The 15,254-nt window shown below is 72.2% G+C and carries 10 protein-coding genes and 1 pseudogene; 5 read left to right on the top strand and 6 right to left on the bottom strand.

Annotated elements, in window-relative coordinates; all coding sequences use genetic code 11:
• Positions 1–346 precede the first annotated feature (346 nt).
• Positions 347–2,092: a putative Ig domain-containing protein gene (locus tag ACFVS6_RS23965; protein ID WP_389706708.1), complete on the top strand. Its 1,746-nt coding sequence runs from the start codon at positions 347–349 to the stop codon at positions 2,090–2,092.
• A gap of 146 nt (positions 2,093–2,238) precedes the next feature.
• On the opposite strand, the gene ACFVS6_RS23960 is transcribed toward ACFVS6_RS23965, so the two are convergent.
• Complete coding sequence (locus ACFVS6_RS23960) at positions 2,239–5,070, bottom strand: LuxR C-terminal-related transcriptional regulator (protein ID WP_389706706.1); 2,832 nt, start codon at positions 5,068–5,070, stop codon at positions 2,239–2,241.
• Positions 5,071–5,296: 226 nt separating this feature from the next.
• On the opposite strand from ACFVS6_RS23960, the gene ACFVS6_RS23955 reads away from it, so the two are divergent.
• A complete protein-coding gene (locus ACFVS6_RS23955; protein WP_389706704.1) occupies positions 5,297–5,683 on the top strand; it encodes an ASCH domain-containing protein in 387 nt (128 codons plus the stop codon).
• Between the two features lie 46 nt (positions 5,684–5,729).
• Here ACFVS6_RS23955 and ACFVS6_RS23950 read toward each other — a convergent pair whose 3' ends face one another.
• Positions 5,730–6,635 carry a CDP-diacylglycerol diphosphatase gene (locus tag ACFVS6_RS23950; protein WP_389706702.1) on the bottom strand — a complete coding sequence of 302 codons (906 nt, stop codon included), beginning with the start codon at positions 6,633–6,635 and terminating at the stop codon, positions 5,730–5,732.
• 306 nt (positions 6,636–6,941) lie between these two features.
• Between ACFVS6_RS23950 and ACFVS6_RS23945 the strand changes: the two genes are divergently transcribed.
• Complete coding sequence (locus ACFVS6_RS23945; protein WP_389706700.1) at positions 6,942–7,259, top strand: STAS domain-containing protein; 318 nt, start codon at positions 6,942–6,944, stop codon at positions 7,257–7,259.
• 401 nt (positions 7,260–7,660) lie between these two features.
• Positions 7,661–7,990 (top strand): STAS domain-containing protein, encoded by a 330-nt coding sequence (locus ACFVS6_RS23940; protein WP_389706698.1) that lies wholly within the window; start codon positions 7,661–7,663, stop codon positions 7,988–7,990.
• On the opposite strand, the pseudogene ACFVS6_RS23935 reads toward ACFVS6_RS23940, so the two are convergent.
• Positions 7,950–8,431 (bottom strand): annotated as a pseudogene (locus tag ACFVS6_RS23935) (nucleoside deaminase). The gene ACFVS6_RS23940 and the pseudogene ACFVS6_RS23935 overlap by 41 nt on opposite strands.
• Positions 8,432–8,661: 230 nt before the next feature.
• Positions 8,662–12,006 carry an ALF repeat-containing protein gene (locus tag ACFVS6_RS23930; protein ID WP_389706696.1) on the bottom strand — a complete coding sequence of 1,115 codons (3,345 nt, stop codon included), beginning with the start codon at positions 12,004–12,006 and terminating at the stop codon, positions 8,662–8,664.
• A 740-nt stretch (positions 12,007–12,746) separates the two neighbouring features.
• Between ACFVS6_RS23930 and ACFVS6_RS23925 the strand changes: the two genes are divergently transcribed.
• The gene (locus tag ACFVS6_RS23925) at positions 12,747–13,172 is read left to right on the top strand and encodes a hypothetical protein (protein WP_389706694.1); all 426 of its coding nucleotides are present in this window, start codon (positions 12,747–12,749) and stop codon (positions 13,170–13,172) included.
• 125 nt (positions 13,173–13,297) lie between these two features.
• Here the strand turns inward: ACFVS6_RS23925 and ACFVS6_RS23920 are convergent, their stop codons facing one another.
• Together ACFVS6_RS23920 and ACFVS6_RS23915 are read right to left on the bottom strand one after the other, a co-directional pair.
• Positions 13,298–14,449, bottom strand: a complete 1,152-nt coding sequence (locus ACFVS6_RS23920; protein ID WP_389706692.1) for an RICIN domain-containing protein — start codon at positions 14,447–14,449, stop codon at positions 13,298–13,300.
• Positions 14,450–14,584: 135 nt separating this feature from the next.
• Entirely contained in the window at positions 14,585–15,106 is a 522-nt protein-coding gene (locus tag ACFVS6_RS23915; RefSeq protein WP_389706691.1) for a hypothetical protein, read from the bottom strand.
• Positions 15,107–15,254 lie beyond the last annotated feature (148 nt).

Below are 15,254 nucleotides of genomic sequence, written 5' to 3'. Positions count from 1 at the left end.
GCCGGACGCCGCCTCCCGCCCCGTACTCCACGTGGGTCCGCCGCGCGTCGACCCGGCCGCCGCCCCGGAGCGGCGCCACCTCCCTCGACGGGGCCGGAGCGATGCGAGGGAGCTCCCCGCTGTTCACCGCCCCGACCGACCCCCGAGGCTGTGCCCAGTCCCGAGCGGGTCCGGCGGCCCACCCACCGTCGACCGGCCCCTCGGGACATCGCATCCGCGACCCACGAGGTCGGCGTGCGACGTCGCCGAGCGGCCGGTCGATCGCCGACCCGAGCGAAGCGGCCCTCCGACGGATCCACCCCGGTGCCCTCCACACCGGCCCCCTCCGTGAAAGGGAACGACCCCCATGCGCACAGCACGAACCCATCACGTCTTCACGGGAGTTGCCGCGGCCGCCGCCCTGTTGGGGCTCGCCGCGCTCCCCGCCCACGCCGGATCGTCCCCGGGCCCGGTGTCACCGGATCCGGCGACGTCCGTACCGGCCGGCGTGCGGGCGGCGATGGCCCGGGACCTCGGCCTCTCGGCGGAGGGCGTCCGCGGTCGGATAGCCGACGAGCAGGCGGCGGAGCGGACCGCGACGGCCGTCCGAGCCACGGTCGGCGACCGTGTCGCGGGAGTCTGGTTCGATGCCGCCGACGGCCGTCTGCACGCCGCCGTCACCACCTCCGCCGACGCCGACGCGGTCCGTCGCGCCGGAGCGGTGGCCGAGCGGGTCGATCACTCCGCGGACCGGCTCGAATCCGTGACCCGGCAGATCGGGGAGTGGGCCGGGCACACTCCGGGGCTCCTGGCCTGGGGCCCCGACGCCCGCGCCAATCGGGTCGCCGTCGTCCTCGATCCGACCCGGGCCACCACCGAGCTCCGCACCCGCCTCGCCGCGCTCGAAGACCTCGTGGACGTCACCGAGTCCACGGACGCCCCCCGCCAGCAGGGCGGCAACGTCGTCGGCGGCGAGAAGTGGGTACCCGGCAGCGAGAGCCCCTGCTCGATAGGCTTCCCCGTCACCCGAACCAGCGGCGGCACGAAGGCCTTCCTGACCGCCGGCCACTGCACCAACGACGTCAACCAGGCCGCCTACGGCAAGGACGGCACCCGCGTCGGAACCTCCAACAAGAACGGCACCGGCAGCGTCAACGCGGCGGAGGGCGACTTCGGCATCGTCGACGTCGACCAGGCCGGCTGGGAGCCGACCCCGACCGTGTCCGGCTGGGGCAAGGGCGACGTCACCCTCACGGGTACGGCCGAAGCCGTCGTCGGGAGCGCGATCTGCCGTTCCGGCCAAACCACCGGCTTCCAGTGCGGCGAGGTCACCAAGACCAACCAGAGCGTCGACTACGGCAACGTCGTCATCAACGGCCTCTCCTACTCCAACGCCTGCTCCGCCGGCGGGGACTCCGGCGGCAGTTACGTGACCGCGACCGGCGGCAAGGCCGTCGGCCTGCACTCCGGCGGCGGCAGCGCCACCTGCAGCAGCGGGAGCGGAGAGAAGTTCACCATCTTCCAGCCCGTCAACGAGGCCCTCTCCAGGTTCGGCGCCGCACTGACCACGTCGACCCCCCAGCCCGGCGCGGTCACCGTGGCCGCGGTCTCCGCCAAGTCCCACCCCACGGGCAGCCCCGTCGAACTGAAGAACAGCGCCGAAGGCGGTACGGCCCCCTACACCTGGTCGGCGACCGGCCTCCCGGCCGGCCTGTCCATCGCCCCGTCCACCGGCACGGTCTCCGGGACCCCGACGGCCGACGGCACCCACTCCGTCACCGTGACGGCCACCGACAGCGCCGGCAAGAAGGGCAGCGCCTCCTTCACCTGGACCATCACGCCCGCCGGTTCCGGCAACCCGACCCTCACCGGCCCCGGCAACCAGAACCTCCACGTCGGACGCCCCGTCAACCTGCCGCTGACGGTGACGGGCGGCAGCGCTCCCTACACCTTCACCGCGACCAACCTGCCCGCCGGTCTCACGATCAACGCGGCCGGCGGCGTCATCTCCGGGACCCCCACCGCCTGGGGCTTCCGCAACGTGACCCTGACGGTCACCGACGCGGCCGGCAGGAAGTCCACGGCCACGGCCACCTTCACCGTCTGGTCCTGACCGGCCCGAGCCTGCGGTCCCGGCGCCGGGGGGCGGGACCGCAGGCCCCGGCCGTTGCCCGCGTCCGGACCCCGGCGGCGGGCAACCGAGCGGCCGTCCACGCGGGGCGCGGGCGGACCGCGACACGGGGGAACGGCCCGGTCCCGTCAGGTGCCCCGGGAACGCGCGAGAGCGGCCAACTCGGTGCGGTTGCGGACACCCACCTTGCGGTAGATCCGGCTGAGCATCGCCTCGACCGTCTTGCGGGAGACGAAGAGCCGGTGGGCGGCCTCGGGATTGCTGCTGCCGCCCGCGATCAGGTCGACGAGGTGACGTTCGCGTTCCGTCAGTACGACCGCCGGCGTCCCGTTCCCGCGCGACGCGGGCTCCCCACCCGCGCCCCGTGCCCCGTGCACCGGCTCCGCCGTCGCACCCGACAGCCGGTCGAGGTGGCCGCCGACGAGCGCGGTCCACGGACGGGCCTCGGCCGCCGCGAACAGGGCGGCGGCCTGCTCCCACGCGGCCCTGGCCGCGCCCACCCGCCGCCGGCGCCGCTCGATCCGCCCCAGGGCAAGCAGGGTACGGCCCTGCTCCACGGGCCGGCCCATCGCCGCGAAGGTCGCGGCGGCGTCACCGAGGAGCTCGACGGCCCGACCCGGGTCCCCCTCCCGCGCGAGGCACACGGCGCGGGCCCGGGCGACGGTGACCCGCACCATGGCGTGCGACGGGTCGCAGGTCACGGTCTCGTCGAGCGCCGCCAACAGCGCGCGGGCCCGCGCCTGCAGCCCGGCGGTCGCGAACGCCTCGACCGCGTCGGGCTGCCACCGGAGGACCGCCGGATCCCCGGCCCTCGAAGGGCCCTCGATGTCGCCGATCTCCTCGAAGACCGCCACGGCCGGTTCGATCCGGCCGCTGTGCAGGTACACGGCTCCCGTGACCCACAGGCTGCGGCTCGTGTGCAGCACGTCCCCCTCGGCACGGGACACGTCCAGGGCCCGCCGCGCGTACTCCAGGGCCCGGCCGAACGAACCACCACAACTCTGCACGAGCGCCGAGGTGTACCAGGCGGGCCCCGGCGACAGATCGGCCTCCCTGGTGTGGGAACGGGCGCGGGCCGCCCAGGCGAGGGCGCCGGCGCACGCACCGAGCCCCGCCTCGACCTCGGCGAGGCTGCGGCACAGGTCCGTGAGGCCCTCGGCGCCTCCGGCGGCCCGGGCGAGGGGCAGCAGCTCCAGTAGTGCGGCCCGGGCCGCCGCCAGGTCCCCGTCGAAGACGGCGTGCCGGGCGGCCAGGTACTCGGGGCTGTTGGAGACACCGAGCGAGGCGGGCGGCACGCCCAGGGCGAGGGCGGACTCCAGGGTGGTCCGGGCCTCGCCCGGCCTGCCGAGCAGGCGCGCCGTACGGGCCGCCATGGTCAGCGCCGCCGCCCGCAGGCCGTCGTCCCCGGCGGTCCGCGCCAGCGCGGCGGAACGTGTGGCGTGCAGGAAGGACCGGTCGAAGTCCGCGGCGGCGACGTTGGCCGTCACCGATGCCCTCAACTCGATGGCGGCCAGCAGCCGCGGATCGTCGCGCGCCGCGCCGCGGGCCGCCGCGAGGAAGGACTCGGCCGCGGCGAGGTCCTGGCCGCAGGCGTCGACGACCGCCATCAGGGCCCGTACCCGATCGGCGGGACGGCCGTGGTCGTCGACGATGCGTCGGGCCGCCAGGCGCGCGGTGTCGACATCACCGGCGGCCGCCGCCTCCTGGGCGGCGTCGGCGAGCCGCCGCGACCTCAGGTCCGCGAGCCGGGGCGGGGTCAGGCGGGCCGCCAGCAGCATGAGTTCGGCGGACAGCCCGCGGTCACCGTCCTCCCGCGCGGTCGCGGCCGCCCGCGCCGCGTCCTGCGCCGTGCACCGGTCAGGCCCCTCCACCGCCATGGCCCGGTGCCGGGCGGCGCGTACCGGGTCGGTGACGGCGACGGCCAGGGCCGCGTGATCCCCCCGCCGCTCGGCGGCGGACCCGGTCCTGGCCGCGGCGTCGGCCAGCGCCCGCGCCGCGAAGCGGACGGCGCCGGAACGAGCGTCATCCGTGCCTTCCGGGGCGACCAGTACGCCCGCCCGCACCGCGTACACGAGGTGCTCGGGAGCCTCCGGGCACCCCGCCCGGTGCAGCAGGTCCGTGTCGGGCCGGTGGGCCAGGGAGGCCATCCGCAAGGTCTTCCGCGCGCCCGCCGGCACGGTCCCCAGCCAGGCATCGGCGAGGCCCTCGACCGGCCCCGGCCCGTCGAGGCCACGCCCGGAAGGCCGGTCCGTCACCGGCCGCTCCAACAGTCCCTCGCAACAGGCGGCCAGCAGAGCACGGTTGCCGCCGCTGTGGTGCAGCACGGCGCCGCTCCAACGCGCCGACAGGCCGAGCGCCTCCAGCCGGTCCGAGACCTCCTCCTGCCCGGCGGGAGCCACGCGCAGGACCGGCGGGTGACCGCCCAACAGCTCGGCCGACCGTTCGGGCCGGCGGACCGTCCGCTCGGCCGTCACCACACCGAGGGCCCCCCGCTCCGGCGATCCGAGCGCGTACCCCAGTACGTCGGCGCTGACCGGGTCGAGCCACTGGACGTCATCGACCACCAACAGGACGGGAGACATCTCCCGCAGCATCCGCGCGACCCGCGCACGCAACCGCAACAGGTCGGCGGGAGACGTCACGGCGACGCCGTCCGTCACCAGCGCCTCATCGAGCCGCATCAGCCCCGAGCAGGGCAGTCGCTCGTCCCCGGGCCGGTTGCGCAGCGGCACCACCCGCCCCGTCCAACGCCCGGCCACGGCGCCGAGCAAGGTCGACTTCCCCGAACCCCAGCCCCCGTGGACCGCGACCCGGCCGTGGAGCCCGACCAGCCGGACGGCCGTGTCGACGAGGGCCTCCCAGCCGTCACCGCGGGATCCGGGACCGTGACCGTCATCCGGCCCGTCACCGTCGCCGCCGGGGGTGTGCGGGGCCCGGCCCCCGAATGCCGCTGCGTTCACCCGGTGCACGCTAGGTCCCGTGGCCCGGGCGACCAAGCCCCCTGCCGCGCTCCCCACGAGTACGAGGGATCTCCCCGATCCCCCCATCCCCTCGATCCCCCGAGGCCCGGCCCGACGCGCCGCGGGCGGGTCGGCGCCCGGATACGATCCCGACGGGGTGCGCGCATCGGAGCGCGACGTGCGGCGGGCGAGGGGTGACGGGACGATGTGGCCGAGGGTGAACGGGATGCGCGCGCTGGAGCTGGGAACCGTCGGGGAGATGCGTACGCGCCTCAACTCCCTGGTGCTCGCCGGTGGGAAGCGGGCGACGACGGGACTGCTGGCCGAGTACCGGGCGGAGACCGAGGGGCTGGAGTTCGTCGGCGAGACGTTGGCCCTGCTGGACAACGCGTCGGACCAGGTCGCCACCGTCGAGATCACGGCGGTCGAGGTCGTGCCGTTCGCCCGGGTGAGCTGGGCGCACGCTTCCGCCGAAGGCGAGGGCGATGCCTCACTGGAGGAATGGCGGGCCGGCCACAGCCGCTTCTGGGCCTCGGTCGGGACCCCGGTGGAGGAGGACACATTGCTGGTGTGCCTCTCGTTCCGTCTCGTCGGCCCGCCCCTGCCGCTCTGAACGGTGCCGGAGCCCGCACCCGACGGCGGGACTTCCAGAGCACGTCCTAGCCGTACACCAGCAGGTGGTCGCAGGTGTTCGTCCCGTCGTGGAGCGAACTGTCGCTGTTGAGGACGTAGAAGGTTCCCGCGAAGCCCGTCGCCGTCATCTTCGGCACGACGATCAGCGTCTGGTCCGCCATGTTCAGCCCGAACCGCCGCACCACGTTGTCGTTCAGCAGCGCGAACAGGTTCTGCGTGAGACCGCCGAGCCGCAGCACACGGTAGGTGCGGTCGCCCGAACCCTGCGTTCCCGTCACGGCGACCTGGTACTGCGGGTCCCCCCAGTTCGACGGCTGGCCGGCGATGCGTGAGGACGCCTCAAGGTCCTGCAGGCGCCGTTGGGTGCTGTCCCGGACACCGGCCATGTGGATGTGCAACTGGTTCAGGCGTCGGGCGCCCTGCGAGTTGATCCCCAGCCCGATGTTGGGGTACTGCACGGGCACGTCGCCCCCGGCGCGGGCGTTCTCCCATGCCTCGTGCCAGTAGTTCGCGACGTTGGGCGTCACGAGGTACGGGCACTCGATGCCCGTGACGCGGCAGCTCGGCAGGGTGAGGTAGTTGTGCTGGGTTTCGGGCTTTCCGTGCAGCACCACGTGGTTGGGGGTCGTCTTGAGGCAGGTGGGCCTCTGCCCGCTCGGCGGGACGATTCCCCGCGTGCAGTACTGGACGTCCTGCCACAGCGGATCGGTGTCGGTGGGGCTCCCGCAGAGACCCTGCAGACCGGACGGAGGACAAGGATTCGGACCGCCGGGAGGGTTCGGCCCCGTGGGACAGGGATCGGGGGTGGGCGACGGACCCGTCGCGGCGGACGCGGCGCCGGCGCCTGCCAGCAGGGCTCCCGCGCCCAGGGCGCCGGAGAGCGCCACGAATTGACGCCGGGGCATACCGTTCGTCTCGCCGACGGCATTCATGTGTGAGCTCCCAAGGTCGACGACCGCCACTTCGACGGGCCGTGCCGAGCGTGACGACGACGGTCCCGCCCGTTCGAACCCGCTTTGATCCGCTCACAAATTAGGGGGTGGTCGGCCCATTTCCCGGCAAGGGAACGGGGGGAACGCCAGGTATTACTCCAGAAGGCCGTCACGTCGTGTCGGCCGCCGCGCCGCTCTCCCGGCGGGGGCGCGTGGCCGGGTGCCGTCGGTCTCGGCGGGGCAGGAGGTACGGTCGCGACGACGGGTGGTTCGGCCCGTCGAGGTACATCGCAGGAGGTAGCAGGTATGGAATCGCCGCAGGTCACCGTCCGGTACGAGGCGGACGGCGTGTGCGTTGTCGTGTGCACGGGGGAGTTCGACCTGGACACGGCCGGAACGCTGACGGGCGCCTGCGAGCGCGAGGGTGACGCGAAGCTCCTGGTGCTCGACGTCACGGGGGTCACCTTCGCGGACTCGTCGTTCCTGAACGTGCTGATCCGCCTGCGCAACACGCGCGCCGTCGAGCTGGCGGGGCCACTGCCGACGCAGCTGCGGCGGCTGCTGGAGATGACGGGGGCCGTGCACCTCTTCGAGTTCCGCGACGCTCCCGGGGACGACGGCTGACCCGGCTTCGCGGGGGCCGACTATGTGGCCGATGAACGCCCGAAAATCTGTCTTGGCCGAAGTAGACATTGAGTCCCGGTGTGGTTATGGTTTCTGGCGTGGCCCGGAGAGACCGCACGGCTCGCCCGGGGTGAACCATCGGACGGATCGGACGGATCAGGTGGCTCGCCGGCCCGGTGCGACGACGTGGCAGTTCTTACGGGGCCCGGGGGCCGGACGGCGTCCGGGCCCCTGCGCGCGCGCAACGGACAGGCCCTTGCCGGCGACGCCCGCCCGACCACCCCGCCGCGCTCCACGAGGGGGAGGGCCGTCGCGGAAACGGCGTGGGGTGGGCCGTTCTTTGTGTTGGCGGGCAGGGTCGTCCGGTTCGGACCCTGCCGATGATCGATGGGGAGTGCCGGGTGGAGACGCAGGTACGGGTGTTGCCCGACGTGGACGATGTCCGTGTGATCGTGTGCGCGGGGGAGTTCGACTTCGACACCGTGGGACCTCTCAGGACCGCCACCGATCAGGCCGTCGTGGATCCGGGCCTGCGGAGGATCGTGGTGGACGTCGCGCAGCTGACGTTCGCCGACTCCTCGGTGCTCAACCAACTGATGCGCCTGCTGCGCACCGGCCGCCTGGTGGTGGCGGGCCCGCTCCCCCCTCAGCTGGTGCGGCTCCTCGACATCACCGGGGTGGGGTCCGTGATCACGGTCGCGAACGGCGTGGAGGCGGCGCGCTCCCTGTGACCGCGGGCTGGGCCCGGTAGTCGCGGTCGATGGGGATGCGCGCCTCGTCGAACAGGGCCGGTCCGTCATGCTCCACCGTCGGTCCAGCGCCCGACCGCGGGTCGAGTTCGACCAACTGCTCGTGGAGCACGCGTGGACCACACGGCCGGGCCAGGGACGCACGATACCGCGACGGCGCACATGGGGCAGGGTTGGCAGCTGGTGTACATGGTGGTGCGTGCCGCCGCGCCGGGTCGAGTTCGCGCGCCGCCCAGCGGGCGAGCTTCAGCTCCGGATGGGCGCTGACGTCACTGTCGCTCCGTACGGTGTCGTGGGCCTCGGCGATGACGGTGCCGTCGGGGCCGCCGGCAGGGAGCCGTACGGAGCGTCGCCGGGGGTGATGGCGCGGGCCGCGATGCCGATCGCGCGCCGCAGGAGCTCCTTGTCGGTAGTGGTGATCACGATGGTGTCCTCCGGTGCGTGGCCACGTGAGCTCCCGCCGGCCGCACGGGGCCGGCGGGTTTCCTCCGGATCCCCGTGACCGGGGGTCGAGCAGCACGGTATCGGCGCCGGGGCGGCTGTCACGTTCGGTGGGGTGCTCCCGGGCCGGGAGCACCCCACCGGGGTGATGGCGCGAGTCAGGGCGGACGGCCCGGTGGCGTCGTCGGGCTACGCGGAGGCCCCCGGCGCCGTCAGTGGGTCTTGGAGCTCAGCCAGCTGACGATGGGTGACACGGCTTCGTGTGTCACCTCCGAGATCTTGGCGACGACGTGTGCGCCCTTGGAGACCCCCTTCGAGGCTGCGCCGATGACGCCGGACATGCCGAGCGTGATGGTGCTGAGCGCCGCGATTCCGGCCTGCTTCTTGAACTCGTTGCTGGACCAGCCATATCCGATCCCGTAGAAGATCGCGCTGGCGGAGTCGAGGACGGCGGCGCCGATACCGATACCGAGACCCGCGGCCATGATCAGGGCACCGGCGGGCGGGAAGAAGATCCCCACACCGATTCCGACGATCCCGACGCCCACCCCCACGAAGCCGGCGACCATGCCGGCAGTGTGCAGGTACTCGGCCCACCACTTCGCGTCCCCGATCGTGGGGCCCTTGATGGTGTCGTAGGCGGTGGAGTCGCACTGGTTGGTGCCGGCGGCCTTGGCCGCCTGCGCCTCCTCGGCCGCCTTCCTGGCCGCGGCGACGACCTCCGCGCGCCGCTTCTCACCCTCGATCTGCCACGCCTGGCTGGCGGCGGTCGCGGCGGTGTTCGCGTCCTGGTTGGCCTGCAGCGCCGAGGCCCGGGCCGAAGCGGCCGAGTTCTGGGCCGCGTTGGCCGAGGCGACCGCGCTCCGCGCCGATTCGATGGCACGGGACGCCGAATAGTTCGCCGACCTGGCGGCGAACCGGGCGTTGACGGCGGCCTGGGCAGCCCGGTTCGCGGAGGTCTGTGCGTCCTTCGCCGACTGCTCGGCGCTGGTCGCGAGGGTGTTCGCCTGCTCGGCGTAGGTGTTGGCCCGGCCCGCCGACGCCTCCGCCTTGTTCGCCCACTCCACCGCCTCGGATGCCGCGTTGCGGGCATTGGCCGCGGCCTCCTGGGCGCGCGCCGCGTCCACCTGTGCCTTGTGCGCGATCTTCGCCGCCGCGGCGATCGCGCCCTGCATGGCGGCGATGTGGGTGGCCGAGTCGAAGTCGAGCTGGGCGCTCTTGTACTGGACCTCGGCGATGAAGTTGCGGCGGATCCAGGCCGGACCCTCCATCGCGGCCTGGGCGTGAGCCTTGAGGTAGGGACCTCCGGTCCTCAGGAGCGTCGCGGTGGCCACCGCGTCATCCTCCTCCAGCGCCTTCTGGAAGCCCGCGCCGAGGAACTCGTACAGGCCGTCGGCCGTGCCGGCGTCCAGCGCCGCGTTCGCCGCCTTCTTCACGGCGGTGCCGGGGTTCTCACTCAGTACACGGGCCACCGCCACGCGGTTGTCCGTCGCGGCGGCCTGTACGGCTCCCGCGGCCAGAAATTTGCCGGCGGCGTCCGGATCGGCGCTGCCGAGGGCGGTGGCCGCGGCGGACGCCACACCAGGAGTGGTGATCCGGGCGAGGTAGAGGGCGGACTCCCGGTCGTCCTGGCGCTGCGCGATATGCCGGTCCACATCGATCCAGGCATGGATCTCGGCTTCGGCACCGGCCAGCGCGTACCGGGCGGCCTCCTGGGACCAGCCGCCCTTCGACTCCATCAGGGCGAGGGCGGCCTTGCGGCCGAGGTCGGTGGCACTCGCGGTGTTCCCCGACCTGAGGGCCGATTCGGCCTGAGCGATGAGTTCCTTCGTGGCCTGGGCGGTCTGGTCGGCCTGGGTCCGCTTGCGGTCGTACTCCGCGCGTTCCTGTGCTTCGAGCTCCGAGAGGAGACCCATCTCGGCGACCGCCCGCTGCGTGTCCTGGTCCAGGCGCTGCCACTCGGCCTCGCGGGCGGCCCTCTCCACCTCGACGGCCTTGTCGACCGCCTCGGTGGCGGTGTTCGCCGCCTTGGTGGCCTCGTTGGCGAACTCGGTGGACTTGTTGGCGTAGTCCACCGCCTGACCGGCGTACTGGGCTGCCCATTCCGCGGCCGCGGCGGCCTTGTCCGCGTGTGCCGCGGCGCTGTTCGCCGCGTCCCGGGCGGTTCGCGCGGCTGCCGCGGAGGCATTGGCCAGCGTCTGCGCGGTCCCGGCGGCGTTGGTGGCGATCGTGGCGTTGGCACCGGCGATCCGCGCCTGGCGCCTGGCCTCGGCGGCGGCGGCCTGCGCCGCACCGGCGGAGTCCGCGGCCTGGGCCGACGCGTTGGCGGCAGCGGCGGCGTTGCGCGCCGCGGACGCGGCGGCGGCACCGGCGCCCGAGGCCTGGGCGGAGGCGTTGGCCGCGTTGTCGGCGGCCTGCGCCGCGCTACGGGCCTTCGACGCGGCGTTGCGGGCGGCGACGGCCGCGTCCTTGGCCGCGGACGCGCGGGAGGCGTCCTTCGACGCGGCGATGGCCGCGCCGTAAGCCACCGCAGCGGCAGAGCCCGCGCTGGCCGCTGCCTGGCTCGCGGCCGCAGCGGCGTAGGCGGCGCGACGGGATGCCGTGATGGCCGCGTGGGAGGCGTTGATCGCGACACGCGACGCGTCGGCGGCGCCCTTCGCCGCATCGCCGGCCTTGCGGGCCGCCCGGCCGGCCGCGGCCACGTCGTTCTGAGCCGCCTGCGCCTCGGCGGCAGCCCTTTCCGCGGCCTCCCTGGCCTTGGCCGCCGCCGCCACGGCGCGCGCGGCCGACTCCTCCGCCTGTTGCGTCTTGGCCTCGGCGTTCTTGCCCTCGCGCTGCACCACGGCGACGAGTTCCTCGATCTTCACGCGTTCCTGGTCGCGCGCCCGGGCGATGTGCTGCCCGGTGTCCAGGAACCAGGCGATGTCGTCAGCCGTTCCGGACAGGGCCCGGTTGGCGTACTTCTGTACCTCCGGACCGGCCTGCACCATCAGCTTGGAGGCATCGACGCGCATGTCCTCAAGTCGCGCCGCGTACTGGCCGTCCACCAGGAACGCTTCCAGCGCCGGCTGACCGCCGTTGTTCAGCGCGGCATTGCCCGCCCGGTTCACGGCCTTGCCGCCCACCGTCATGACGGTGGCCGTGGCCACCCGAAGGTCCTCCATGATGGCGGCTTTGAAGCCGCCGCCGAGGAACGCGGCGATGGCCGAATCCCCGTTGTTGAGCGCGCTGGTGGCGTCGCGACGGGTTCCCTTGCCCGCGGCCGCCAAGCCACTCATGAGCGCGACGCGGTTGTCCTGCGCCGTGTCGCTCGCCAACCGGTTCGTGAGGAAGGTCTGTACGTCGGCATCGGATCCTATGAGCGCGGCCGCCGCGGCGGCGCGAACGGCCCTGCCCCCGAGCAGCCAGGCCCTGACCACCTTCGCCCGCTCGGTGTCCGGCAGGCGTAGCGGATCACCGCCGGCCGGTGGGGCGTCGTCCGCCCAGGCGGACAGTGGGTTGAGTACGAGGCTGGACGTGGCGGCGACGACGGTGGTTGCCGCGACGGCCTCCAGCACACGACGCCGACTCCAATAAGTGGTATCCAAAACGGTCCTTCGGGGATCAGCGCCCGGCGGGCCACGTCCACACGTGACGGCACAGGGCTGGAGGGCGAGTTGTTTTGGGTGGCGTCCATGTCCTGCGCGTTGTAAGGGAGTCGGGCAGGGACTCGGACGGCCGGTCAGCGCGACACTACGTTGAAATCCGCAGAGGGAAAACACTGTTTTTGAGCAATGTCGATACGGAATCCAATTTCAGCCAGATGTGGAATCAAGAGCTCCGGAACCATTTCTTCCGGGAGTGCGCGCAAAGTCGACTGTGGTGCACATCACTTCGGTGTCGTGAGGGGGGAGAACTCCCCCAGGCTTTTACATACGGTGGGATCGCGGCGGCACCTCCGCCCGTCGGCATGCTCGCAACCCGGCCTTTCCCCGGAAGGGCATCGAGGACCGAACGGTTCTTCGGGCGAGTAGGTCAGAGATCCGGGGGTCGGCTCGCGTCGATGCTCGTTTCCCCGCGCCGTGAAGCGGCGTACTCCTGCGTCCCGGGTCCATCGCTTCGGCTATTCCCGCATTGACGAATAGGGCAGCGATGAAGGTACGCAAGACAATGCTCCGCGGTGTTGGCACGGCCTTGGGTGTCGGCGCCCTGGCCTTGCTCGTGGTCGGCGGTGGGGTTTCGGCCGCGTCAGTTCCTCCCGCTCGCCGTCGGCCTCGCGGGTATTGCGCGCGCCACCGCCGCTCCGGCCACGGGAGCGGTGCTCACCGGCGCCGGATCTGGCCGTACCAGGACCGAATGGGTACCGGACAAGTTCCACTCCGGCGTCTTCAGGCTCGATGGGATCGGTGCGACCACCTGCACCCTGACCGGCAAGGGCTCCGACGTTCTCTGCAAGGGCGACACCGGTGGCCCGCTCCTCAATGCGGCGGGTGGCTTCGGTGAATTCACGGCGGGGTACGCGGTTCCCGTCAGTAGTTGGGACCGGGGCTCGATGAAGTTGGTTTCCGTTGATTTCAATGGTGCCCGTCGTGCCCATGTCGGGATGACGTATCGGTTCGGGGACGGCTCGATCAAGATGTGCACGGGTCTGGCCGATGCGGCCGGTCACATTCAGCCGTTCTCTTCCAGTGCAGTGGTGCCGGCCTCGGCCGGCTGGAACTGGAACGCGATCCAACTCCCCTGACACCAGGCAGCCGATTTGCGCGCGGCAACATGGGGCCGGCCGGCTCGATCCAGTGGCGTGAAGGCGCAAGGGAGGTTGCCCCGGGCGCTCGCCGAGGGCAACCTCCGCGCGTATTGGCAGATCGTTCAGATCTTCCACACCTGGTCGATGTACCGCGAGTCACAGCTGACCTGTGTCACGGGAGCTCCCCACTCCGGAGTGCGCCAGGAGACGTACATGCACTTGTTGGTCACCGAGTTCCGGATGGAATAGCCACCCCCGGCGACTGGTTCGAGCTTCCACACCTGATCGGCGAATTCAGGGTGGCAGTCGTACTGCGTCACGGGCGCGCCGTCCTCTGGAGTACGCCACGAGACGACGAGACAGCGGTTGTTGTGGTGGTTCCGGATCTGATACCCGCCCGGGACCGGTTCCAGCTTCCAGAGCTGGTCGGAGAACTGAGGGTCACAGTCGACCTGCTGTGCCTGCGCCCCGTTGTCGGGAGTGCGCCAACCGACGTACGCGCAGCGGTTGCTCAGTGCGTTCTGGATCGAGGCGGTCGTGAACCGGACCTCCCGAAGCCAGTCGGCGAGGTCGTCGGTGCGGGCGGAGATCGCGCCCGTACGGGTCTCCGTCGCTGGAACTCCAAGGCAGCCGCCCTGCCAGGAACGGGAGTTGACCGCGACGATCCGGCCGGAGGAGTTGAGGAGCGGGCCACCGGTGTCGCCCTTGCAGATGGCGTCGGTGCCCTTTCCGGTCAGGGCGAGCGTGGTGGGCGTCGCGGAGCCGAGGGTGAAGGTGCCGGTGTGGATCCGTTCCGGTACCCATTCCGTCCTCGTACGGCCGAACCCCGCGGCGGTCAGTTCGGTGCCGGCCGTCGGGGCCGCGGTGGCGAGCGCGGCGGGGGCGATGTCGGTGACGGGGGAGGCGAGCCGCACCAATGCGGCGTCCCGGTCGGCACGAGGCACGACCTCGGTGACCTCGACCGCCCTGCCGCCACCGAGCGTCGCGATGGTCCTCAGGGCCGGCCTGCCGGCCGGGACCGTGCTTCCGGGATTGGTGGCAACACAACTCGCTGCGGTCAGGACCCAGAAGCGGTCGACCAGAGTGCCGCTACAGGCACGGGAGTTGGATTCGTCACCGATGGCGAGCCGGACGGCGGCCGTGTGAGCGCCGACGGCAGCCCCGGGGCCGGTGAGCGCGGCGGCGGGGGTGGCGGCCAGCAGGGTCGTCGAGAGTAACGCGGAGCTTGCGAGCAGGCCGGATATCCGCGCAGCGCGCGGAGGGAGTGCGGACACGTTTCTTCCTTCGAAGTCAGGGAGCGGCGGACGGGCATGCCTCGCGAACGCCGCGGCGCGGGTCGGCTGCTGGGCCGACGGATTCAACGGAGCAGTGCTGGGGGCGTGATGAGCGCGCCCCGCGTACGGCGTGTGTTACTTGGCCGTTCGGATTTCCATGAGCATGAAGTCGCGGCCCTGTTCGTCGGCGCTCTCGCCGACCGGTGTCCAGGCGTTCTTGTTCACGTCGAACTGCTTCTCCTCGGGACCGGTGGTCATGTCGACCTTCGCCGAGTAGCTGTTGCCCTTGACCGCGAACACCGCGGGTATCTCAAGGCTCAGGTACCCGGTGGTACCCGTGACGCGGAAACAGATCTTGTCGTTCGCACGGGACCAGACCTCCAGCAGGTCGGTCGCACTCGCGCAGTCGGCCAGCACGATGTGACCGTCGCCGCGCTTCAGAGTGATGCCCCGCTCCGCGAGGATCTTGTCGGCATCCGGGTAACCGAAGTCCTCCACGGCATAACCGGGACCCTCATCAGCGACCGCCGCCATGGCGGACCCCCCAACGGGAGGAACGGGCGCGGCCGAAACCCCACCACCGACCACGAGCCAGGCCAGGGCGCCGACACCCAAGGTCGCGCCAACACCGCGGAGCATCGTCTTGCGTACCTTCATCGCTTTCCCAGTCGTCGGTTTCGGCCAATAGCCGAAACTGTCGTCAATGAGGAGGTGAAGGAAGCATTCCGAATGAGGATGGACGTGCTCGAAAGTCCGAGTCGCCGACCCTTGGAAGTCCCCCCACTTCCGGACCGATCGTAACAGG

It is taken from the genome of Streptomyces sp. NPDC057939 (genome assembly GCF_042887545.1).
Lineage (GTDB): Bacteria > Actinomycetota > Actinomycetes > Streptomycetales > Streptomycetaceae > Streptomyces.
The sequence above is the reverse complement of the archived record's forward strand: the minus strand, read 5'-3'. Positions and strand labels throughout refer to the sequence as shown.